The sequence below is a fragment of the Parahoeflea alexandrii genome (assembly GCF_027214025.1).
In the GTDB taxonomy this organism is placed as follows: Bacteria; Pseudomonadota; Alphaproteobacteria; order Rhizobiales; family Rhizobiaceae; genus Hoeflea; species Hoeflea alexandrii_A.
Genome location: NZ_JAPWHB010000002.1, coordinates 195,324 through 216,960, shown reverse-complemented (window position 1 = coordinate 216,960; position 21,637 = coordinate 195,324). Strand labels below are relative to the sequence as shown.

The following is a 21,637-nucleotide window of genomic DNA, read 5'->3' as shown; positions in this document are numbered from 1 at the left end:
GTCATTGGCTTTCTCCGGCGATGCGCGCCGATTCCTCGATGCTGAGCCGGGTGAATTCACCGTCCTTCAGCACCGCCAGCACAAAGCCCGGCTCGCGGCGTTCGCCATTCTCGTCGAATGTCACCGGGCCGAGCGCGGTGGAAAAGGTGGTCGCGCGCAGGGCCTGTTCTAGACCGGTTTCGCTGTAATCCATCCTTGTGGCGACGGCGCCGAGAATTTCCGCTGCCGCATAGGCCGGGATCCGCAGACCCTCGGCGATCAGGCCGTGGCCTTCGAAGGCGCTGCGGGCGGCCTCGGCTTCCGGGCCCGGCGTGGCGCCGGCGGCAAGCACGGCGATGGTGCCGTCGGGCAGCGGGATCTCGCCCTGCGGTGCATTGAGCTGGTCGCCGCCCATAAATTTGAGCGCAACGCCCTGGCGCGCGGCCTCCGCGGCGATGACCGCCATGTCGGAGCGCTCACCGCCGACAAAGACGCGGGACACGCCGGCGGCCTTGAGCCTGCGCACCAGGCTCGGCTGGGTGGCCTGGCCGGGGCGGTAGTTGTCGACGAAGTTCGGCTTCAGGCCGCGGCTTTCGAGATTGACCCGGATGGCTTCGACCAGTTCACGTCCGGAGATGGCGCCGTCCTCGATCAGCGCAAACGACTTGTCGGCCCAGAGCCGCAGGATCGCGTCGGAGGCGATTTCCGCTTCGGAGCCGGCGCGCGGGGCGAGGCGGAAGAATGTCCATCCGAGCCGTGCGGCTTCCTCGCCGATGATGTCGGCGCGCACGGTGAGTGTGATGACAGGGATGTTTTCCGCCGACAGCAGCGGCAGGGCCGCGGCCAGGCTTTCGGTGCACAGGAAACCGACGACAACATTGACGCCGGCCTCGATCATCGCCGCCGCGGCATCGGTGCCGGCTTGTTCGGAGCAGCTGTCGTCACCCTCGACGATGTCCTCGAAGACGTTCGGATTGGCGGTCTCCCAGACCTCGAAGGCCTGACGGACGTGATTGCCGAGCGGCTTGAACTGGCCTTCCTGCGGGATCACCAGCCCGACATGCAGCGATTCCGCCCGCGCCGGCGCAGCGGCGAGACAAAGGCCGAGGACGAGCGGCAGGACGGAAAGTGCTGAGCGAACGGTCATGCGCGGTATTTAGCCCGGCGACGCGGGCTAATCAAAGCGAAATCCGTCGCTTGCGGCTCGCCTGGCGGCGCTGGGGGAGAAAAAGTCGCGCGCGGCGGGTTTCAAATTCGCGCTCGCACTTTATGTATGGTCGGCAAGTTCATCTTTACCGGGGCAAACCCAAACCGAGGCGCAGGCGTGTTGAAACGGCAGACGATTGATTCCAGGGACTACCGCGACGCCATGGCGCGCTATGCCGGGCATGTGCAGATCGCCACGACAATGCACGAGGGCGTGCGGCGCGGCGTGACCGTGACGGCGGCCTGTTCGGTTTCGGACAATCCGGGCACGTTGCTGGTCTGTCTCAACCATTCCAATCCGCACAACGAGATTTTCACCGAATCGGGTGTCTTCGCGCTCAATACGCTGATGGCCAGCCACGAGCATCTGGCGGTGGCGTTTTCCGGTCTTGATCATCTGAGCGTCGACGAGCGCTTCGCCGAGGCGGAGTGGGACACGATCACCACCGGCGCGCCGACGCTTGTCGGAGCCGCCGCGGTGTTCGACTGCCGTCTCATCGATGCGAAGATCGTAGCGACCCACACCGTGCTGTTTGGCGAGGTCACCGGATTACGAACCGGACCCGCAGGACCGGCGCTTTTGTATCTGGACCGTGGATACCATTCTGTTTAGCCTTGAGCCGGATGGAACAGTCACCGCCTCAATCCGGAGCAAAGATGTCGATCACCAATCCGCTGCCAAACTCGATTGACGAAACGCTGGCGCTGCTTTCGAGCCAGGATTACGTCGCCAACAGGGCGCTGGCGACGGTTCTGTTCCTGAGTCTGAGGATGAAGCGACCCTTGTTTCTCGAAGGCGAGGCTGGTGTCGGCAAGACAGAGATTGCCAAGGTGCTGGCCAAGGCGCTCGACCGGCCGCTGATCCGGCTGCAGTGCTACGAGGGACTGGATGTCTCCTCGGCGGTCTACGAGTGGAACTATCCGGCGCAGATGCTGGAAATCCGGCTGGCGGAAGCCACCGGCGAAGATGACCGCTCGGCGATCGAGCGCACTATCTTCTCCGAAAAGCACCTGATCCGGCGTCCGGTGCTGCAGGCGCTGGAAGGCACCGGTGGTCGCGCGCCGGTGTTCCTGATCGACGAGCTTGACCGGACCGACGAAGCCTTCGAGGCGTTCCTGCTGGAGATCCTGTCGGATTACCAGGTGACGATCCCCGAGCTCGGTACGATCAAGGCGCAGGAGCCGCCGATCGTGATCATCACCACCAACCGCACCCGCGAAATCCACGACGCGCTGAAGCGGCGGTGCCTGTATCACTGGGTGGATTATCCCGCCGCCGACGTCGAGCTCGAGATCGTCCGGCTGAAGGTGCCGGGCTGTCACGACGAGTTGTCGCGGCAGGTGGTGGCCTATGTGCAGAAGCTCCGGCAGATGGACCTGTTCAAGAGCCCCGGTGTTGCCGAAACCATCGACTGGGCGACGGCGCTGACCGAACTCGACCGGCTGGCGCTCGATCCGGAGACGGTGTCGGACACGCTCGGCACGCTGCTCAAGTACCAGGACGACATCGCCCGCATCGAGGGCAGCGCAGGCCGGGAACTGCTGGCCGAAGTGAAGGCCGAGCTGGCCCAGGCGCTCTGATGGCGGAGGCCGGCAACGCGATTGCCTTCAAGGGCGGCGACGGCCGCATCGTCAACAATATCGTCTATTTCGCCCGGGTGCTGCGCAAGGCCGGAATGAAGGTCGGGCCGGCTGCGGTGCGCGATGCGGTGGAGGCGGTTCAGATCGCCGGTATCGGCAGCCGCGAGGAATTCTACTGGGTGCTGCATTCGGTGTTCGTCAAGCGGCGCGAGGACCACGAGGTCTTCGACCAGGCGTTCCGGCTGTTCTGGCGGACACGCGATCTGGTCGAGAAGATGATCGCCATGTTCTCGCCGGTGGCGATGGAGAACAAGCAGCGCGAGAAGCTCAAAGCCGGCGAGACCCGGGTCAGCCAGGCGCTGTTCGAAGGGCACGAGAAGCAGCGTCCGCCCGAGGACAAGCCGGTCATCGACATCGATGCGCGGGAAACGGTGTCGGGCAACGAGGTGCTGCGCCAGCAGGATTTTGCCCAGATGACGGCGGCCGAACTGACTGAAGCCAAACAGGCGATCGCCAATCTGACGTTGCCGTTCGACCAGGTCGAGACGCGGCGCTACAAGCCGTCGGCCAGAGCGCGCAAGATCGATCCGCGGGCCACCATGCGGGCGGCGATGCGCACGGGCGGCGATTTGATCCTGCCGCGGTTCCGCAAGCACCGGAAGGTGCATCCGCCGCTGGTGATAATCGCCGACATTTCCGGATCGATGAGCCAGTACACCCGGATCTTCCTGCATTTCATGCATGTCATGAGCGAGAAGCGGCGCGGGGTTCACACCTTCCTGTTCGGCACGCGGCTCACCAACATCACACGGCAGATGCGCAACAAGGATCCGGACGAGGCCGTGGACCAGTGCACCGGCGCGGTCAAGGACTGGTCCGGCGGCACCCGCATCGGCGAGGCGCTGAGACTGTTCAACCGGCAATGGTCGCGCCGGGTGCTGGGGCAGGGGGCGGTGGTGATCCTGATCACCGACGGGCTCGAGCGCGATTCCATCGATGAGCTCGATGCCGAGATGGATCGGCTGCACCGGTCCTGCAGGCGGCTGATCTGGCTCAATCCGCTGCTCAGGTTCGACGGGTTCGAGGCGCGCGCGCGCGGCGTGCGCACCATGCTCGCCCATGTCGACGAATTCCGGCCGGTGCACAACATCAACGCGATGGCGGATCTTGTCTCGGCGCTTGGCGAAAAGAACACGGCGAAGGCCGATCCCCGGCGTTACCTGTAATCCCCCTTGTATTCACCCGGCGGCGGTGGCCATATTCCATTGAATGACAGGTGACGGAGGCTGGCATGACATCTCAGACAATTGCGCAGGCGACGGACGATCAGCTCGATCCGCTGATGGTGGCCGAACGTTGGATGCTCGACGGGCGCGACGTCGCCGTGGCGACGGTGATCGAGACCTGGGGCTCGGCGCCGCGGCCGGTGGGCAGCCATCTGGTGATCGATGCAGAGGGCAATTTCTCGGGCTCGGTTTCGGGCGGTTGCGTGGAAGGCGCGGTGATTTCGGAGGCCGCCGACGTGATTGCCAGCGGTGAGCCGAAGATGCTCGAATTCGGGGTTGCCGACGAGACCGCATGGCGGGTGGGGCTCTCCTGCGGCGGCAGGATCCAGGTCTATCTGGAGCGCGTCGGCTGATGGATCCGCATCTGCTCAGAAAGCTCAACGAGGCGCGGCGCGAGCGTAAGGCCGCGATCATGCTTACCGACCTTGCCGACGGCCGCAACAGGCTGATCATGAAGGGCGATCCCGTTGCCGGAGAGCTCGGCGAAGCCATCGAAAAGGCGTTCAGGACGGCCAAGTCCGGTGCGGTGGAGGCCGATGGGCAGCGCTTCTTTCTCAATGTGCACGTGCCGGCGCCACGGATGGTGATCATCGGCGCTGTGCATATCTCGCAGGCGCTGGCGCCGATGGCGGCGATGTCCGGCTTCGATGTCCGGGTGATCGATCCGCGCACCGCCTTTGCCACGCCCGAGCGTTTCGAGAACGTGGACCTTGTCGCCGACTGGCCTGAGGATGCGCTCAAGGAGCAGCCGATCGACGCATTCACGGCGCTTGTGGCGGTGACCCATGATCCGAAGATCGACGACTGGCCGCTGATCTCGGCGCTGAAGACCGGCGCGTTCTATGTGGGCGCACTGGGCTCGCGCAAGACCCATGCCCGGCGGGTGGAGCGGCTGACCGAAGCCGGGCTCGACGAGACCGAGATCGGCCGGATCGCGGCGCCGATCGGGCTTGATATCGGGGCGCAGAGCCCGGAAGAGATCGCGGTGGCGATCCTGGCGCAGGTGATTGCGGCGCTGCGCAAGCCCGCGCCACAGACGCCGGCGCAACCGGGGAAAGACTGAGGCATGAAATTCGGCCCGGTCCCGCTGTCAGAGGCCGAAGGCGCAGTGCTGGCGCATTCGCTCTCGCTCGGGCCAGTGCGGCTCAAGAAAGGCCATGTGCTCGGCGCCGGGGATCTGGAGCTGATCGGGCAGGCCGGGCTTGAAAGCGTTATCGTGGCGCGGCTGGAAACCGGCGACGCGGGCGAGGATGCTGCTGCGGAAGCCCTGTCGCAAGCCTTTGCCGGGGGCGGCATACGCGCGGCCAACGCGTCGACCGGACGGGTCAACCTTCATGCCGATTGCGCCGGGCTGTTTCGGGCCGACAAGACGCTGGTCGATGCCTTCAACGCGATCGATCCCGCCATCACCTTCGCCTGCCTGGCCGATCACACCACGGTCCAGCCCGGTGAAATGGTTGCGACGATCAAGATCATCCCGCTGGCAGTGTCGGGACAATCCCTCGACCGCGCCAGAGCCGCGATTGCCGCTGACGGGCTGGCGCATGTGCTGCCATTTCGCCCGGTCCGTGCCGGCCTGATCTCGACCCGGCTGCCCTCGCTCAAGGTATCCGTGATGGACAAGACCAGAGGCTTGCTGGAAGCGCGGCTGGCGCTCAGCGGTTCGAGCCTCGCTGAAGAAGCCCGCGTCGCGCACGACGCCGAGGCGGTGGCCGGCGAGATCGTCCGCATGGCCGGATTATACGAGATGATCGTCGTCTTCGGCGCCTCGGCGGTGACCGATCCGGAGGATGTCATTCCCGCTGCGATCCGCAAGGCCGGGGGAGAGGTGGAACGGGTGGGCATGCCGGTCGATCCGGGCAATCTGCTGGTGCTGGGCAGCATCGGCGCCGTGCCGGTGATCGGCGCGCCGGGGTGCGCCCGCAGCCCCAAGGAGAACGGGTTCGACTGGGTGCTGGCGCGGATCATCGCCGGGGAGACGCCGACATCTGCGGACATCGCGCGGATGGGCGTGGGCGGCCTGCTCAAGGAAATTCCGACCCGTCCGCAGCCGCGGCAGCCGGATGCGGCCGCGAGCGCCCGCAAGGCCGGCGCGGCAGTCGGCGTGGTTCTGCTGGCGGCGGGGCGGGCAAGCCGGATGGGCGATGCGGCCGGGCACAAACTGCTGGCTGAGTTCAGCGGCGAAACCCTGATCCGCCGCATGGCCGGCACGGCGCTCTCGTCGAAAGCCGCGCGGACAGTGGTTGTCACCGGGCACCGCAGCGGCGACATCGAGGCAAGCCTCGACGGCCTTGACGTCATCCTGGCGCACAATGGCGCCTATGAAACGGGCATGGCGTCGTCGCTGAAAACCGGCCTGTCAGCCCTCGGCGCAGAGGTAGACGGCGCGCTTGTCCTGCTTGGCGACATGCCGGCGCTGACCGCCGCGCATCTGGACAGGCTGATCGAGACGTTTCTCAAGCACGGAGGACAGGCCATTGTCCGCGCCTGCGACGGCGAGCGGCGGGGAAACCCGGTGATCCTGCCCGCAAGCGCCTTTGCCGAGGCCATGGAGCTTTCAGGCGACGTTGGCGCCCGCGCCCTGATCGAAAGCGGTACCTGGCCGGTGGTGGATGTCGAGATCGGCGCCGCCGCGCGGCTCGATGTCGACACGCCCGAAGCGGTGCGGGCTGCCGGCGGCGTGACGGAAATCGGCACTGACTAAACAGATTTCCGCCGGGCCTCGGTGCGGCAGCGCTCCGAGCAGTATTTCACCTCCTCCCAGGTGCGCGCCCATTTCTTCCGCCAGGTGAAGGGGCGGTGGCATTGGACGCAGGTCTTTTGCGCCAGGTCGGGTTTTGCGATCATCTTGCTCATGCATCCGATATGGAGCCGGGTCAGAATCCGGCAAGCTTGCCCTCGTTGGAAATGCCCGGCACATTCGTGCTTCAGACCTCAACACCGAATATGGAGTGGAAACCGGCCGTGGACAATGATGCAATCCGGGACATGTTCGACAGCCTCGGCGAGGTGGCGATCAAGCGCATGTTCGGCGGCAAGGGGATCTACCATGAGGGCCGGATCCTGGCGCTCGAATTCAGTGGCGACATCCTGCTCAAGGCCGATGCCGAAAGCGCGCCCGAGTTCGCTGCCGCCGGGGCCAGGCAATGGGTCTATGAGGGCAAGGCGCGAGCGAAGCCGGTGGCAATGCCCTACTGGTCTATCCCTGATGCGGCGCTCGACGATCCCGAGGAAATGGCGAAATGGGTGCGGCTCGCCTGGGCGGCGGCGCTGCGGGCGAAGAAGTAAACTGTATTTTTCGGAGTTGTCGACGCTCTGCCGGGCGGACACAAAAAACCGCCGGCAAAGATGCCGGCGGCTGGATTTCACATCAGTCCTGGCCGGATGACCCGGTCAGCTGCCGATCATCATGAAGGCCGGGATCTCGTCGCCGAAGCCGACGGGTGTGGGCTCGCGGTCGTCGTTGTCGCGGCCGCCACGGCGGTTGCGATTGCGGTTGCGGTCGTCATTGGCGTTGGCCGGCTCCGGGGTGCGCTGCGGCGCCGGACGGGTTTCACGCGGCTGATTTTCGCGGGGTTGGCGCTCTTCGCGTTCCTGCCGGGGCTGGCGCTCTTCACGCTCACGGCGCGGCGCTTCCCTGACCTCTGCGGTTTCGACGACATCCTCTGCCTGCGCGGTCTCGGCAACGGTTTGAACTGCTGCGGCAACCGGTTCGTATTTTTCCTCATGACTGCGCTTTTCGCCACGTCCGGTCTTGCGGGCCGGCGACTTGCTTTCGCCACGGCGGCCGCGCGCGGGCTTGTCATCGGCCGGGTCGGCAGAGTGGATTGCCTCCTGGCCGTCCAGCCATTCGATTTCGCGGTCGATCAGCTTGGTGATGGCGTCGACATATTTGGCGTCGCGGCGCGAGACCAGCGTGAAGGACGCGCCGGCGCGACCGGCGCGGCCGGTGCGGCCGATGCGGTGGACATAGTCCTCGGCGTGGATCGGCACGTCGAAATTGAAGACGTGGCTGACGGCAGGGATATCGAGGCCGCGGGCAGCGACATCGGAGGCCACAAGCAGCGTGATCTCGTTGTCCTTGAAGCCCTGCAGCATGTTGGTGCGCGAACGCTGGTCCATATCGCCATGCAGTGCACCAACGGAGAAGCCGTGCTTCTCAAGCGACTTGTAGAGATCGGCCACGTCCTTCTTGCGATTGCAGAAGATGATGGCGTTGGTCAGCTCGGTCTGGCTGTTGATCAGGTCGCGCAGGCGCTCGCGCTTTTCAAAGTCCTTGCTGCCGCAGGCAACGAGCCGCTGCACCACGGTGGCTGCGGTCGATGAGGGCGGGGCCACTTCGATGCGGGCAGGGTTCTGCAGGAACTTGTCGGCGAGCTTCTGGATTTCCGGCGGCATGGTGGCCGAGAAGAACAGCGTCTGCCGGGTGAACGGAATGAATTTGACGATGCGTTCGATGTCGGGAATGAAGCCCATGTCGAGCATCCGGTCGGCTTCGTCAATCACCAGCAGTTCGACGCCGGTCATCAAGAGCTTGCCGCGCTCGGTGTGGTCGAGCAGGCGGCCCGGGGTGGCGATCAGCACGTCGGCGCCGCGCTCGAGCTTGCGGTCCTGTTCGTCAAAGGACACGCCGCCGATCAGCAGAACGATGTTGAGGCGATGGTTCTTGCCGTATTTCTCGAAGTTCTCATGGACCTGGGCCGCGAGTTCGCGGGTCGGCTCGAGGATCAGGGTGCGCGGCATGCGCGCCCGGGCGCGACCCCTTTCGAGCATTGTCAGCATCGGCAGCACGAACGAGGCGGTCTTGCCCGTTCCGGTCTGGGCGATGCCGAGAATGTCGCGTCTTTCGAGGGCCGGCGGGATTGCGCCAGCCTGAATCGGGGTTGGCGTCGTGTAGCCGGCGTCAGTTACGGCGGACAGTACTTTTTGGCTTAAGCCAAGATCAGCAAAAGTGGTCAATTGGGAGCGTTTTCCGTTTCGGAGTTTGCGGCAATGCGCGGGAGCGCGCTGTATATCGCGATCCCATTGCGTTCCGCATAGTCGCTGCAGTGCATTAAGTCAAGGAAAAGCCCGGATAAGCCCCGGATTGCCGCCGTATTGCCGCGCCGGCCGGCCTGGGCGCTTCTTCAAATTATCAAGACGTTTCAAGCGGTGAAGGCCGCGTTTCATTTTCGCCCCGGCGGACGATGGTCAACGACGCCAAGGTGGTGACCGCCGACATCGATACCTCGAATGGCGTCATATACGTCATCGACAAGGTGCCGGTGCCGGAAGGCGTCCTGTAACCAAACCTTTCGAGCCAATGGGAAAGGGCCGCGTTCGCGGCCCTTTTTTTCGTGAGATGGTGTCCGGCTCGGCCAAGGGACCGCACTGATCAGTTGGATACCAGCAGCGGCTTGAGTTTCTGGGCCGCCTTGAGAAAGCGCATCGGGTCGACCGCATCGCCGTTGCGGCGGACTTCATAATGCAGGTGCGGACCGGTGGAACGGCCGGTCGAGCCGGACTTTCCGATGCGCTCGCCGTTTGCCACGTGATCGCCTTCGCGGACTTCCACGGCGGAGAGGTGGGCATAGCGGGTGGTGATGCCGTTGCCGTGGTCGATCTCGACCATCTTGCCGTAGCCACCGTTGCGGCCGGCGTGGACGACAATGCCGGAGCCGGTGGAGACGATGGGGGTGCCTGTCGGCGTGCGGAAATCGATGCCGCCGTGAAAGGCAAGCCGGCCAAGGAACGGATCACGGCGGTTTCCGAAGCGAGAGGTGATTTCCCGGCCGGGAGCGGGAATGCCGATCGGCAGCTTGCGGGCATGGCGCCGCACAGAATCGAGCCGTCCGAGCGCCTGGTCGAGGTCGTCGAGCGTGGCTTCGAATGCGTTTGGATCGTTTGGCCGGACGAATGGTCCGCCCACAGCGCTGTCGTCGACGGCAGGGATCGGCAGGCCCGTGGACCTGATGATCTCGTCGATTTCTGACGCGGTTTCGAAGGCGTTGATTGCCAGGCCCTGCATCTTCTCGATCTGTTCGCGTTCAATGGATTTCAGCGAAAGGGTTACGCTCGAAAAGATCCGGTCGGCCCGTTCGCCAACCGATTCCCGTTCCGCAGAGGTGGAGACAGGGGCAAAGGCGAGCGGATTGAGATGGGTGGCCGCGGGATCAGCGACAACAACCGATTGCGAAGCGAGAGCGGCAAGCCGGGCTCTCTTTGTCGTCGTCGCCGTCAGCGATGCCTCTTTCTTCGGATTGCCGGTGGGAACGGGAACATGGCCCGGGGACGCGCCGACCCGGTCGAGCAATGGTCCGAGCTTGCCATGGCGATTGCTGAGCGCGTTCTGCCGGGCGATCAGCTCGGCGACTTTCTCTTCCATCAGCTGCTGGTCGAGCAATTGCCGGCTGGTCACCCGGTCGACCTGCGACCTCAAAGCCGCGATGCGGTCCTCGTAGGCATGCTGCATGCGCGCCTGCCGCGCCATCGACGCGCCGATCAGGTCGTCGCGCAGCACCAGATAGGAGGTGGCGCCGAGATAGCCGATCGCCATCACACCCAGAACGGACATCAGCAATCCGGCGATCCACGGACGGACCGTTATGTGCCGGACAGTCTCGCCACTGGCGAAAATGATGGTATGCGGATGTTTTGGGCGTTTGCCAAATACGCGGCTGTCCTGCCTCTGCGACACGCGATAATCCTCGTCAGAACGGGTTGCCGTTGATTGTTCTGGAGGGATTACAACCTGTTAAGGTTAACAAAGGTTTGAGCCGGAGCCTTTCATGGGCAATAGATTAGCTTTACGACATATTTTGGCTGGTGAGGGCGCGATAGAATGTCGGCGTCAGGCCCGCGGCGGCGCGGGCGAGGTCATTGAAGGGCGGTTTCAGGCCGCCGCGGAAATTGGCACGCACCAGAAGCCTGAAGGTGTCAGCCGGGTCCTTGCCCTCGCGAGCGCAGATGAAGCGGAACCACTTGGCGCCGATCGCCACGTGCTTCTTCTCGTCCTCGTAGATCACGTCGAGGACCGAGGCGGTGTCGTCGTCGCCGACCTCGCGCATCTTGGCGCGCAGGGACGGGGTGACGTCGAGCCCGCGTGCCTCGAGAATCAGCGGCACAACGGCGAGGCGGGCGGTCAGGTCGTTGCGGGTGTCGTGCGCCGCCTGCCACAGGCCGTCATGGGCGGGCATGTCGCCATAGTCCGCATCCAGCGCCTGAAGTCGCTGCCGGACCAGGTTGAAATGCTTGGCTTCCTCGAAGGCCACCTGCATCCAGCCGTCGAAAAAGCTCTGCGGCATCGGGCTTGCTGCAAACCGCGCGACAATGTCGAGCGCCAGATCGATGGCGTTGAGTTCGATGTGGGCGATGGCATGCAGCAGCGCGATGCGTCCGCGGCGGGAGTGGAGCGAGCGCCGCACCACCTGGGTGGGCGGCACCAGCTGCGGTTTCTCCGGGCGGCCGGGGCGTTCGGGCGGCAGGGTGTCGAGCGGCGAGCGCAGCGACAGCCGCCGCGCATGCCAGCGTCGGGCGACCTCCTGGGCGAGAGCAGTCTTCTCAGTCAGGTCCGCTGCCCTGATTGCTCGCGCCGCGCCGTCGCGCAGCGAGAGAAACGTGGCGGTTTCGACGCTCACCTCGGATCCTGATTCCGGTACGCGGCTCAAAGCGACCGGACCGCCTCGAGCACGTCCTGGGCATGCCCCTTGACCTTGACCTTGCGCCAGATCCTGGCGATCCTGCCGCTGGCGTCGATCAGGAACGTGGAGCGCTCGACGCCCATGTACTGGCGTCCGTACATGCTCTTTTCCTTCCAGACGCCATAGGCCTCGAGAACCGTCTTGTCCTCGTCCGAGGCAAGGATGACCGCCAGTCCGTGCTTGGCGACGAACTTGTCATGGGCCTTGACCGGATCGGGCGACACGCCGATCACGACCGCCCCGGCGCCGGCAAATTCACCCGCAAGCGCGGTGAAGTCCAGCGCCTCTGTGGTGCAGCCGCTGGTATCGTCTTTCGGATAGAAATACAGTACCACTTTCTTGCCAGCCATTTCAGCCAGCGACACGTTTCCGCCGCCATCACGTGGCAAATCCAGGTTCGGCGCGACAGCGCCCTCGATCAATTCGTTCACTATGCAACCCTTTCGCCAGTTCAGCCGCGTTTTTCGCAGGTGACCCTGCCGCCACGGGATATATAAACGCGGAACTGACAGTCCAGAAGAATCAGCGACAAGACAGAAAGATAACATTCCAACGCCCATGCCGGATCAGCCGATAGACAAGGTTCTGTTCAAAAGACGCGATATTATCGGGTTGCACGAGTACCCGTCGGCAAACGGCGAAGACTCCATTCTGGTCCGCGGGCACCATCCGAGGCATTGGAGCGGTACAGCCGTGCGCTGGGTCTGCGGACTGCTGCTGCTGCTCACGGTGCTTGCCGGAGGGTTCGTTGCGGCGCTGGAAACAGGCGTTGCCGACGGCTTTATCCGGGATCGCGCGCAGGCCGCCCTGGCCCAGGCAGTCGGCCCGGACAAGCGCGCCGAACTCACCAGTGCCGGCATACGCCTGACCCGGCGCGGGCATCTTGCGCTGCTGGCCGAGGATGTCCGGGTAGAGGCGGTTGATGGCGTGGCGCCGGCCAACCGGGCGGACCGAATCCTGATCTCGCTCGATCCGCTGGCGCTGCTTGCGGGCAGGATAAGCATCCTCTCGGTTGATATTGGCGGGGTGGAGCTGGCCGCGCCGCAAGGCGACGGTTTCAATCTCACCGATCTGGCCGGGTTCCGGGTCGATGGCACGGATGCGATGCTCGAACAGCTGTTCAGCGCCTTGAACCGGGTTGCCATTCAGGTTGATGCGGTCGATGCGGGGGCCTTCCGTTTTTCGGACATACGCATTTCCGGCGCCGGCGTGCCGGTGGTGATCGACAATGCGCTGGTGCGCAGGGTCGATGCCAGGCACTACCAGATCGAAGCCGAAATCGAGCGCAACGGGCAAAGTATCGGCATCAAGGGAGAAGCCAGCGCCCGGGCCAACGAAACAGACCTGTCGAAGGTGACCGGCGAGTTCACCGGACTGGCGATCGATTTCCTGACGGAAGGCGCAAGCGACCGGCAAAACGGGCTGACGGCGCCGCTCGGAATAAGCTTCACCGCCGGCCGGGCGACGCCGGCCAAAAAGGCCTCGCTCTCGATCAAGGTGGCGGCGGATCGGGGTACGATGACGATGGGCGGCGTCCAGGCAGACGTGCGTGATGCGAGCGTCAATCTTGTCTACATGCCGAAGATGCACAAGATCGAGATCACGCCATCGATCATCCGGATCGGGGAGACGACCATTCCGTTTACGGGCGGCCTGATTGACGCGGACCGGCTTGAAACCCTAACCGGCGAAGGGATCGCGTTTGATTTCGTCGTCGCCAAGGGACTTGCCGCGCCCGGCGATTCCGACGAGGCGCCAATCCCGTTCGCCGGCAAGGCATTCGGCTGGTTCGATGCCGCAAACCGCAAGCTGGTCGCCGAGGAACTGACGGTTGCTTCCGAGCAAGGCGCGATGTTCGGCTCGGCATCCTGGCGCTTTGTCGAAGGCATTTCGCCCGAGATCAACCTCGTGGCGCAGGCCGAGCGGATGTCGACCGCGGCGGTGAAGCAGCTTTGGCCCTATTGGGTCGGCAAGATGGCGCGGCAGTGGGTGCTCGCCAATCTCTATGGCGGGACAGTCAGCAACGCGCGGATCCAACTCGCCGTGCCGGCGGGGCACTACAAGCCTTACGATGACGTGCCGTTTGATGAGGACCAGCTGCAGATCGATTTCGATATCGATCGGGCGCGGATGAACGTCGCCGGCGACATTCCGCCGCTGCGCGATACCGTCGGGCACATGCGGCTGCGCGGTTCCGACATCATCTTCAACATCGATTCGGCCACCGCATTCTTTCCGACCGGACGAACGGTCGAGGTCAATGATGCGGTGTTCTCGATTCCCGAGGCGGACAAGCAGCCATTGATGGCCGAATTGTCGATGTCGGTCCGCGGCAACGCCGATGCGGTCGCCGAACTGATCACCTACCACCCGATCGATGCGCTCGACCGGATCGGGTTGCGACCATCGGACCTCAGCGGCGATATCTCATCGACCGTGACCGCCCGGTTCGGATTGATCCGGGACCAGTCACCGCCGCCGCCCGACTGGAACGTCGATCTGGACATGACGGGTGTCGATATTGCCAAGCTGGTGGAAGGCAGGACGCTGACCGGGATGGATGGCAAGCTGACCGTGACACCCGAAAGAGCGGTGCTGAAAGCCGATGCGCTGGTGGACGGGGCGAAGATGAACCTCGACATCGTGCAGCCGGTGGGCGACAGCTCGAGAATTGCGCCGCAACGCCGGCTCTCCGGCACGTTGAGTCCGGAAGACCGGGAGAAGATCGCGCCGGGCAGCGGGGCCATATTTTCGGGTCCGGTCGGATTTTCGCTCGAAGTCGATCCGGAAACCGAAGGCAGACAGGTCGTCAGTCTCGATCTGACGCCCGCCAAGCTCACGGTGCCGGGCATCGGCTGGACCAAGGGCGCGGGCGTGTCTGCCAAGCTCGACTTCGTGTTGGATGGTACCGGCGACGCGATTACGCTTTCGGACCTGAAACTGTCGGGAGACGGGTTTTCGGCGTCGGGCGAGGTGTCGCTGAAGAAAGGGCAATTGGTTTCAGCCAGGTTCGACCGCGTCGCACTTTCGCCGCGCGACAACTACCAGGCCGTGATTGCGCGCAAGGGAAAGGGCTACAAAGTTGAGGTCAGCGGTGCCTCTATGGACATGCGTCCGGTCATCACGCTGGCGAAATCCGCCGAATCCGATTCGCCCGGCTCCGGCGGTGACGCCGTTCCGGTCGAAGTGTCGGCGAGCATCGATGCGATGCACGGGTATTCCGACGAGCAGCTGTCTTCGGGAAAGGCGAGTTACAAGGGGCAGGGCAGCCGGATCGACCTGCTCGACTTCAAGGCGGTGACGAAGAGCGGCCAGGCGGTCGTTATTTCCATAGCCAGCGGCGAAGCTGGCGAAACCATAGAGATGACCAGCGGTGATGCCGGTGCGTTCTCCCGCTTCGCGGGTGTCTATTCGCGCATCCGGGGCGGCTTGCTCAATGTCAGGCTCAAGCGTCAGAATGGTCCGCTGCGGCGCGGAACGCTCGACATCAGGAATTTTGTGGTGGTGGGTGAACCGCGGCTGGGGTCGCTGGTCTCAACACCCAGCAAACAGGACGGCAAGAGCCTCAAGGATGCGGTGCGCGCCGATATCGACGTGTCCGAGGCGCAGTTCGAGGTTGCCAATGCCCGTCTCGTCTCAGGCAACGGCGAACTGCTTGTCAGCGAGGGGGTTGTGCGAGGCCCGCAGATCGGCGCCTCATTCCAGGGCAAAGTCCACGATGCGAAGGGGCTTGTCGACCTGACCGGAACCTTCATGCCGGCCTATGGCGTCAACAGACTGTTCAGCGAATTGCCGATCATCGGAGTGCTCTTGGGCAATGGCCGCGACCGCGGGCTGATAGGCATCACCTTCCGGCTGACGGGCAAGACCTCCTCGCCATTGCTGGAGGTCAATCCGCTTTCGGTGATCGCGCCCGGCGTGTTCCGCTCGATCTTCGAGTTCAGGCCGTAAAAAAGGCCGCCTGAACCAATGATCGGCGGCCTTTATCTGGCAATAGGGTCTCTATCGCAGGTTACTGTGGCCGGACCAGCACGTGCTTTTTCTTGCCGAGCGACAGTTTGATCACGCTGTCATCATTGAGATAGCCGGCATCGACCATGGTTTTGTCGTCGGTGATCGACACGTCATTGATCCTGATGGCGCCGCCCTGGATATGTCGGCGGGCTTCGCCGTTCGAACCGGCGAGACCGGCGCGGACGAAGAGGGCCAGAAGACCGATGCCGGCATCCAGTTCGGATGCAGATACCGTTATTGTCGGAAGATTTTCCGAGATGGCGCCTTCCTCGAAGGTCTTGCGGGCGGTTTCGGCGGCCTCATCGGCTGCGGCACGGCCATGCAGCAGCGCCGTCACCTCGTTGGCAAGCACCTTCTTGGCCTCGTTGATCTCCGAACCGCCGAGGGCCGACAGACGCGCAATCTCATCCATCGGCAGGACGGTGAAGAGCTTGAGGAAGCGCTCCACGTCGGCATCCTCAGTGTTGCGCCAGTACTGCCAGAAGTCATAGACCGGCAGCAGATCGGCATTCAGCCAGACCGCTCCGGAGGCCGATTTGCCCATTTTCGCGCCTGACGAGGTGGTCAGCAGCGGCGCGGTCAGCGCATAAAGCTGTGGCGTGCCCATGCGGTGGCCCAGATCAATGCCGTTGATGATGTTGCCCCACTGGTCGGACCCGCCCATCTGCAGACGGCAGCCATAGCGCTGGTTCAATTCGACGAAATCGTAGGCCTGGAGAATCATGTAGTTGAATTCCAGGAACGACAGCGACTGTTCGCGGTCGAGGCGCGTTTTCACGCTGTCGAAGGACAGCATCCGGTTGACCGAGAAATGGCGACCCACATCGCGCAGGAATTCGAGGTAGTTGAGCGGACGCAGCCACTCGGCGTTGTTGATCATCAGGGCGCCGCCCTTGGGGCCGCCGTCGTAGTCGAGATAGTTTGCGAAGCAACGCTTGATCGAGGCAATGTTGTCCTCGATCATGTCCACGGTCATGAGCTTGCGCGCTTCTTCCTTGAAGGAAGGATCGCCGACCATGCCGGTGCCGCCGCCCATCAGCGATATCGGCTGATGGCCCGTCTTCTGGAACCATTGCAGCATCATGATCTGCATCAGGTGACCGACATGCAGGCTCGATGCCGTCGGGTCGTAGCCGATATAGGCCGTCACGCTCTCCTTGGCGAGAAGGTCATCGAGGCCCGTCTCGTCGGACATCTGATGAATGAAGCCTCGCTCACTGAGCGTGCGCAGGAAATCGGATTTGAAGGCTGACATGACACTGTCCCTGGGGTTGTCGGCAATTCCGCAAGCAAGAGCCTGCCACGGGGTGCGGCAGGCCCGGGCGGGCCTTTAGCACTAGCGGAAGGTGCATTCAACTCAGGGCTTGCAATTGTGGCTGCTGACGGGCAGAGCCCAGGCCTGTAAGTTCCCCTCCGGCGACACCGCCGCAACCTCCCGGCGGAGGAGGGGGAAGGCATAAAGGATGAGTTACATGGCGATGCAGGGTACTCCGAAACGGGCAATCGGACTGATGAGCGGCACTTCGATGGACGGCATCGATCTGGCGATGCTCGAGACCGATGGCGACAGTCTGGTCAGCCGTGGGGCCTCGTCCTTCACGCCTTACGACGCCCGGTTCCGCAAGCGGCTTGAGGCGGCGCTGGAGACGGCGAAAACGATCGAGGTGCGGACCGACCGGCCGGGCGACCTGTCCGAACTCGAGGCGGAGCTGACGGACCGTCATGCTGCGGCGGTCGAGACCTTCCTGGCGCGCGAGGGGCTTACGACAAGTGACATCGATGTCGTCGGGTTCCATGGCCAGACCGTGCTGCATCGCCCGTTGAAAGCGCTGACGGTGCAACTGGGCGACGGCGCGCGGCTGGCCGAACGGCTTGGCATCGACGTGGTCTACGATCTTCGCGCCCGCGACATGACGCTCGGCGGACAGGGCGCGCCGCTGGTTCCCGCCTATCACCGGGCGCTGGCCGTCGGCCTGCCGGAGGAATGGGCCGGCGAGACGCCGGTCGCGTTCGTCAATATCGGCGGCATTTCCAACATCACCTATGTCGGGCCGGACGGCGACCTCCGCGCTTTCGACAGCGGCCCCGGCAACACGCTCATCGATCAGTGGGTGACGCGGCATGCGGGCATTCCCTACGATGCGGGCGGCGCCATTGCCTCGGAGGGACGGGTGCTTTCCGGGCTTGCCAACCGCTACCTGTCGTCGCCGTTCTTCACGGCAAAAGAGCGTATCTCGCTCGACCGCAACGATTTTCAGCTGCCGGATGACAGCGAGGTCGGGCTGGAAGACGGCGCGCGCACACTGGCCTTCGTGACCGCGGCGGCGATTGCCAAAGCGCAGGCGCATCTGCCTCAAAAGCCGAAATTGTGGATCCTGACCGGCGGCGGCCGCCACAACCGGCTGATCGTCGAGGACCTGACGGTCGCCACGCGCCATACCGGGCAGGTCATTGTCGCGGAGGAGGCGGGCCTCAACGGCGATTCGATGGAAGCCGAGGCGTGGGCCTGGCTCGCGGTGCGGTCGCTTGCCGGACTGCCGCTGACCTATCCCGGCACCACCGGTGTCAACGAAGCAGCCACGGGCGGGGTGCTGGCCCGCGGCAAGACAGCGGACCGGTCCTAGCCCTGCGGGCGCTCGGCCCAGCCAGCGAAGATCCGCTCGAGCGCAACGACGGCGTAGTAGAGCACGATGCCCAGAGCCGCCAGCGCAATCAGCACCGCGAACATCAGCGGATAATCGCCGTTGGTTTCGCCTGACTTGAACAGGGCGCCCAGACCCCGGCCATGCGGCGAGACAATCTCGACCAGGTTGGTGCCGATGAAGGCGAGTGTCACCGAGACCTTCAGCGCGCCGAAAAACTCGGGCAGGGTCTTGGGCAGGGCGATCTTGCGGAAGATGGTGACCTTCGAGGCGCCGAGGCTGCGCAGGATGTCGCGGTATTCCGGCTCGAGCGTCGACAGGCCGATGCCGACTGACACGGCAATCGGGAAGAACGAGATCAGGAAGGCCATCAGCACGGTGTTGAAATCATGCTGGCCGATGAAGATCAGCGCGATCACCGGAACCAGCGTCGCCTTGGGGATGGCGTTGAAGCCGACCAGCAGCGGATAGAGCGCATCGCGTGCGATCTTCGAAAACCCCATCGCCATGCCGATCAGCGTGCCGACGATGACGGCGAGCCCCAGCCCGGCGACGGTACGCCACAACGTCTGCCAGCCCATCTCGATGAACAAGCCGCTGTAGCGCGAAAACGCCGGCGGCAAGTCGGAGGGCGAAGCCATCTTGTAATTCGGCCAGTCGTTGACCCAGACAATGAATTCCCACAGGCCGAGGAAGGCGATGATCGCAAGTCCCGGGACGGCAATTTTCTTGAGCGTTTCCATCAGTGTGCGCCTCCGTCGCGGCCCTGGGCCAGGCGAATCTGGTCGCGCAGCAGGTGCAGCATATCGGTCGCCTCGGGTGTGTAGAGGCTTTCGATCGTGCGGTCTGCGGGCAGGTCGACATCGAGCACGTGCTGGGTGCGCGCGGGCCGGCCCGAAAGCACGATCACCTGATCGCCAAGAAAGACCGATTCGCGCAGGTCATGGGTGATCAGCACGCAGGTAAAGGGTTCGGCCGCGCGCAGATCGCGCATGGTCTGCCACAGGTCCTCGCGGGTGAAGGCATCGAGCGCGCCGAAAGGCTCGTCCATGATCAGCACATCGGGCTTGTGGACGATGGAGCGGCACAGCGAGGCGCGCTGACGCATTCCCCCCGACAACTCCGAGGGACGCTTGTTCTCAAAGCCCTTGAGGCCGACCATTTCCAGCAGATGCATGGCGCGCTCCTCGCGATCGCGCTGCGGCATGCGCTGCGCGACGATCTCGAGCGGCAGGATCACATTGTCGATGATCGTGCGCCATTCGAGCAGCACCGGGTTCTGAAACGCCATGCCGACGGTCTTGCGCGGCGAGGTCACCCGCTCGCCATGCAGCCAGACTTCACCCTGGTCGGGCTTCATCAGCCCGGCAATCAGGCGGGTGAGGGTGGACTTGCCACATCCGGACGGTCCGACGACCGCGCAGAATTCCCCCTCGGGGACGAAAACATTGAGATTGTCGAGCACCGGCAGAGGGCCTGCCTTGGTGCGGTAGGCGTGGGTGACGCCCTTGATCTCGATGAGATTGGTCATGCGGGATTTCAGCCTTCGAGCCGGTGTCATGGAAAAGGCGCCCCCGGTGTCGCCGGGAGCGCCGGTATCGGTCTACCCGATCACTTCAGCGCGAGGCTGCCATCGGTCGGCAGGTATTTCGATGTGAAATACAACGCCGCATCCGGGGCATTGACGAATTCGTAGACGGACTTGGTCTGCTCGATAGCCTTTGCCATGCGGTCGGCATCAATGCCGCCGAACCCGTTGGCCTTGACCCAGTCGGTGAGCACGTTGGCGTCAATCGCCATTTGCAGGCGGCGCTTCTCAAGCGCCGGATCGGCGGCCGGATTGCGCTTGACCAGGGCTTCGATCGCCATGTCGGGATCGGCGATCGAATCCTGCCAGCCCTTGGCGACCGCGCGGATGAATCCGGTCACGGCTTCCGGGTTGGCGGCGGCGAAATCGGTGTTGACGATGACCGCATTGCCGTAGAGCGCGACGCCATGATCGGCCATCAGGATGACGCTGAGGTCATCTTCCGGCACGCCGAGACGGATCAGGTTCAGCGTCGAGGAGAAGGAAAAGCCGGTGACGGCTGCGACCTTGCCTTCGGCGAGCATCGGTTCGCGTGTCGGAAAGCCGACAGGCTCCACTGTGATCGAGGCCATGTCGAGGCCGTTTTCAGCGGCGAAGATCGGGAACTGTGCCCAGGCGCCATCCGGGGGAGGCGCGCCCAGGACCTTGCCAGCCAGGTCGCCGGGGATCTCGACGCCAAGCGACTTGCGGCCTACCACCGAGAACGGCGGCTTGTCATAGACCATCATGACCGCAGTCACCGGCGCGCCGGGGTTCTGGTCGAGAAATTTCATCAGGCTGTTGATATCGGCAAATCCGACCGGGAACGCGCCGGTGGCCACCTTGGGGATCGCGTCGAGCGAGCCTGCGCCTTCCGACACCTCAACGGTAAGGCCCTCGGCGGTGAAATGGCCCTTGTCGATGGCCACGAAATAGGGTGCTGCCGGCCCTTCGAACTTCCAGTCCAGGGCGAAGGGCATCGCGGTCTCGGCGGCCACCGAGGTGACAAGGGTCAGAACAGCAGCGGCTGTAGCGAGTGTGGTACGGATCATGGGAACTCCTGGTTTCGGATTGGCGTCAATTCTCGATTGCCGCGGCGTTGCTGCAGGGCGAGTGCACGCGGCACGCCTTCCTGTCATGTGGCAAGTTTCATGCCACAGGGAGACAAAGTCGCCCTATTGGAGCTTCGGGTCAAGATCGCCGCACCAGCGGCAAGCTTTGGCACTTGCAGGCGCAGTCAGTGACCATCCGGACCATTTGGAGGTTGCCTGTTGAAGCGGCGGAAGGCCTAAATTTTGGGCGTATGCGGGATCCTTGCTGACCGTTTGTCACGCGTGCCGGCGGTGTCACCCCTGCGGTCTGGAAGCCTCTCCATTCGAGGTTCCAGTTGAGCTGGGTCAGCATGAAAGCTGCTGTTCGCATTCCCACAACGCGTGAGCTTAAGCGGGTCATGGCGGTCCCAGCGCTGGCAGAGGCGTGGATATCTGTCCTGGTTCCTCTTGGAGTGCCGGAATGTGCCCAGAAACGCGTAAATCGATCAGATCATGGTAATGTATGGTTCCTGGCCCGCCGCAGATTGAAGATGTTTCTGGATCTCTTCTGTCAAATGAGAGGTGCTTCAGGACGATGATTCTCCTATTGCTATTTGTGTCACTCGCCGCCGCGTCGGCAGGGGCAGGCGTT

20 protein-coding genes are annotated in these 21,637 nt (G+C 63.9%); 10 read left to right on the top strand and 10 right to left on the bottom strand.

The window, feature by feature from the left end:
* Window position 1 precedes the first annotated feature (1 nt).
* Entirely contained in the window at window positions 2-1,126 is a 1,125-nt protein-coding gene (locus O4H62_RS07225) for an ABC transporter substrate-binding protein (RefSeq protein ID WP_269386629.1), read from the bottom strand.
* Between the two features lie 177 nt (window positions 1,127-1,303).
* On the opposite strand from O4H62_RS07225, the gene O4H62_RS07220 reads away from it, so the two are divergent.
* The 6 genes from O4H62_RS07220 (at window position 1,304) to O4H62_RS07195 (ending at window position 6,756) form a co-directional block, all read left to right on the top strand.
* A complete protein-coding gene (locus tag O4H62_RS07220) occupies window positions 1,304-1,798 on the top strand; it encodes a flavin reductase (protein WP_331284450.1) in 495 nt (164 codons plus the stop codon).
* Window positions 1,799-1,842: 44 nt separating this feature from the next.
* Complete coding sequence (locus O4H62_RS07215; protein ID WP_269386628.1) at window positions 1,843-2,766, top strand: AAA family ATPase; 924 nt, start codon at window positions 1,843-1,845, stop codon at window positions 2,764-2,766.
* Window positions 2,766-3,992 (top strand): vWA domain-containing protein, encoded by a 1,227-nt coding sequence (locus tag O4H62_RS07210; protein ID WP_269386627.1) that lies wholly within the window; start codon window positions 2,766-2,768, stop codon window positions 3,990-3,992. Before O4H62_RS07215 ends, O4H62_RS07210 begins: the two co-directional genes overlap by 1 nt.
* Before the next feature lie 65 nt (window positions 3,993-4,057).
* Window positions 4,058-4,405 (top strand): XdhC family protein, encoded by a 348-nt coding sequence (locus tag O4H62_RS07205; protein WP_269386626.1) that lies wholly within the window; start codon window positions 4,058-4,060, stop codon window positions 4,403-4,405.
* Window positions 4,405-5,115: an XdhC family protein gene (locus O4H62_RS07200; RefSeq protein ID WP_269386625.1), complete on the top strand. Its 711-nt coding sequence runs from the start codon at window positions 4,405-4,407 to the stop codon at window positions 5,113-5,115. The genes O4H62_RS07205 and O4H62_RS07200 overlap by 1 nt, the downstream gene beginning before the upstream one ends.
* A gap of 3 nt (window positions 5,116-5,118) precedes the next feature.
* On the top strand, window positions 5,119-6,756 hold the full coding sequence (locus O4H62_RS07195; protein ID WP_269386624.1) for a molybdopterin-binding/glycosyltransferase family 2 protein: 1,638 nt from the start codon (window positions 5,119-5,121) through the stop codon (window positions 6,754-6,756).
* On the opposite strand, the gene O4H62_RS07190 is transcribed toward O4H62_RS07195, so the two are convergent.
* Window positions 6,753-6,899 carry a DUF2256 domain-containing protein gene (locus O4H62_RS07190; RefSeq protein ID WP_430538407.1) on the bottom strand — a complete coding sequence of 49 codons (147 nt, stop codon included), beginning with the start codon at window positions 6,897-6,899 and terminating at the stop codon, window positions 6,753-6,755. The two genes, O4H62_RS07195 and O4H62_RS07190, sit on opposite strands and share 4 nt — an antisense overlap.
* Window positions 6,900-7,016: 117 nt before the next feature.
* Here O4H62_RS07190 and O4H62_RS07185 point away from each other — a divergent pair, with 117 nt between their 5' ends.
* Complete coding sequence (locus O4H62_RS07185; protein ID WP_269386622.1) at window positions 7,017-7,340, top strand: TfoX/Sxy family protein; 324 nt, start codon at window positions 7,017-7,019, stop codon at window positions 7,338-7,340.
* A gap of 105 nt (window positions 7,341-7,445) precedes the next feature.
* On the opposite strand, the gene O4H62_RS07180 is transcribed toward O4H62_RS07185, so the two are convergent.
* Window positions 7,446-9,011: a DEAD/DEAH box helicase gene (locus O4H62_RS07180; RefSeq protein WP_269386621.1), complete on the bottom strand. Its 1,566-nt coding sequence runs from the start codon at window positions 9,009-9,011 to the stop codon at window positions 7,446-7,448.
* A gap of 137 nt (window positions 9,012-9,148) precedes the next feature.
* Between O4H62_RS07180 and O4H62_RS07175 the strand changes: the two genes are divergently transcribed.
* Window positions 9,149-9,337, top strand: a complete 189-nt coding sequence (locus O4H62_RS07175; RefSeq protein ID WP_331284456.1) for a fasciclin domain-containing protein — start codon at window positions 9,149-9,151, stop codon at window positions 9,335-9,337.
* Between the two features lie 89 nt (window positions 9,338-9,426).
* Here the strand turns inward: O4H62_RS07175 and O4H62_RS07170 are convergent, their stop codons facing one another.
* From O4H62_RS07170 to O4H62_RS07160, 3 genes are all read right to left on the bottom strand, one after another.
* Window positions 9,427-10,728 (bottom strand): M23 family metallopeptidase, encoded by a 1,302-nt coding sequence (locus tag O4H62_RS07170; RefSeq protein ID WP_269386620.1) that lies wholly within the window; start codon window positions 10,726-10,728, stop codon window positions 9,427-9,429.
* A 109-nt stretch (window positions 10,729-10,837) separates the two neighbouring features.
* Window positions 10,838-11,668 carry a ferritin-like domain-containing protein gene (locus tag O4H62_RS07165; protein ID WP_269386619.1) on the bottom strand — a complete coding sequence of 277 codons (831 nt, stop codon included), beginning with the start codon at window positions 11,666-11,668 and terminating at the stop codon, window positions 10,838-10,840.
* A gap of 26 nt (window positions 11,669-11,694) precedes the next feature.
* Window positions 11,695-12,162, bottom strand: a complete 468-nt coding sequence (locus O4H62_RS07160; protein ID WP_269386618.1) for a peroxiredoxin — start codon at window positions 12,160-12,162, stop codon at window positions 11,695-11,697.
* 262 nt (window positions 12,163-12,424) lie between these two features.
* Here O4H62_RS07160 and O4H62_RS07155 point away from each other — a divergent pair, with 262 nt between their 5' ends.
* Window positions 12,425-15,682 (top strand): DUF3971 domain-containing protein, encoded by a 3,258-nt coding sequence (locus O4H62_RS07155; protein WP_269386615.1) that lies wholly within the window; start codon window positions 12,425-12,427, stop codon window positions 15,680-15,682.
* Window positions 15,683-15,743: 61 nt separating this feature from the next.
* Here the strand turns inward: O4H62_RS07155 and tyrS are convergent, their stop codons facing one another.
* Window positions 15,744-17,000, bottom strand: coding sequence for a tyrosine--tRNA ligase (gene tyrS, locus O4H62_RS07150; RefSeq protein ID WP_269386614.1), 1,257 nt, complete (start codon window positions 16,998-17,000; stop codon window positions 15,744-15,746).
* Between the two features lie 217 nt (window positions 17,001-17,217).
* Between tyrS and O4H62_RS07145 the strand changes: the two genes are divergently transcribed.
* Complete coding sequence (locus O4H62_RS07145; RefSeq protein WP_269386612.1) at window positions 17,218-18,369, top strand: anhydro-N-acetylmuramic acid kinase; 1,152 nt, start codon at window positions 17,218-17,220, stop codon at window positions 18,367-18,369.
* On the opposite strand, the gene O4H62_RS07140 is transcribed toward O4H62_RS07145, so the two are convergent.
* From O4H62_RS07140 to O4H62_RS07130, 3 genes are all read right to left on the bottom strand, one after another.
* On the bottom strand, window positions 18,366-19,130 hold the full coding sequence (locus O4H62_RS07140; protein ID WP_269386610.1) for an ABC transporter permease: 765 nt from the start codon (window positions 19,128-19,130) through the stop codon (window positions 18,366-18,368). The genes O4H62_RS07145 and O4H62_RS07140 overlap by 4 nt on opposite strands.
* Window positions 19,130-19,918 carry an ABC transporter ATP-binding protein gene (locus O4H62_RS07135; protein WP_269386608.1) on the bottom strand — a complete coding sequence of 263 codons (789 nt, stop codon included), beginning with the start codon at window positions 19,916-19,918 and terminating at the stop codon, window positions 19,130-19,132. The genes O4H62_RS07140 and O4H62_RS07135 overlap by 1 nt, the downstream gene beginning before the upstream one ends.
* Before the next feature lie 80 nt (window positions 19,919-19,998).
* Complete coding sequence (locus tag O4H62_RS07130) at window positions 19,999-21,006, bottom strand: ABC transporter substrate-binding protein (RefSeq protein WP_269386607.1); 1,008 nt, start codon at window positions 21,004-21,006, stop codon at window positions 19,999-20,001.
* Between the last annotated feature and the right edge of the window lie 631 nt (window positions 21,007-21,637).

What these genes read in the sequence shown, in the direction of transcription:
- O4H62_RS07130 (WP_269386607.1), bottom strand. Translation starts at nt 21,006, where the DNA reads ATGATCCGTACCACACTCGCTACAGCCGCTGCTGTTCTGACCCTTGTC.
- O4H62_RS07200 (WP_269386625.1), top strand. Translation starts at nt 4,405, where the DNA reads ATGGATCCGCATCTGCTCAGAAAGCTCAACGAGGCGCGGCGCGAGCGT.
- O4H62_RS07145 (WP_269386612.1), top strand. Translation starts at nt 17,218, where the DNA reads ATGGCGATGCAGGGTACTCCGAAACGGGCAATCGGACTGATGAGCGGC.
- O4H62_RS07195 (WP_269386624.1), top strand. Translation starts at nt 5,119, where the DNA reads ATGAAATTCGGCCCGGTCCCGCTGTCAGAGGCCGAAGGCGCAGTGCTG.
- O4H62_RS07135 (WP_269386608.1), bottom strand. Translation starts at nt 19,918, where the DNA reads ATGACCAATCTCATCGAGATCAAGGGCGTCACCCACGCCTACCGCACC.
- O4H62_RS07225 (WP_269386629.1), bottom strand. Translation starts at nt 1,126, where the DNA reads ATGACCGTTCGCTCAGCACTTTCCGTCCTGCCGCTCGTCCTCGGCCTT.
- O4H62_RS07210 (WP_269386627.1), top strand. Translation starts at nt 2,766, where the DNA reads ATGGCGGAGGCCGGCAACGCGATTGCCTTCAAGGGCGGCGACGGCCGC.
- O4H62_RS07140 (WP_269386610.1), bottom strand. Translation starts at nt 19,130, where the DNA reads ATGGAAACGCTCAAGAAAATTGCCGTCCCGGGACTTGCGATCATCGCC.
- tyrS (WP_269386614.1), bottom strand. Translation starts at nt 17,000, where the DNA reads ATGTCAGCCTTCAAATCCGATTTCCTGCGCACGCTCAGTGAGCGAGGC.
- O4H62_RS07205 (WP_269386626.1), top strand. Translation starts at nt 4,058, where the DNA reads ATGACATCTCAGACAATTGCGCAGGCGACGGACGATCAGCTCGATCCG.
- O4H62_RS07190 (WP_430538407.1), bottom strand. Translation starts at nt 6,899, where the DNA reads ATGATCGCAAAACCCGACCTGGCGCAAAAGACCTGCGTCCAATGCCAC.
- O4H62_RS07215 (WP_269386628.1), top strand. Translation starts at nt 1,843, where the DNA reads ATGTCGATCACCAATCCGCTGCCAAACTCGATTGACGAAACGCTGGCG.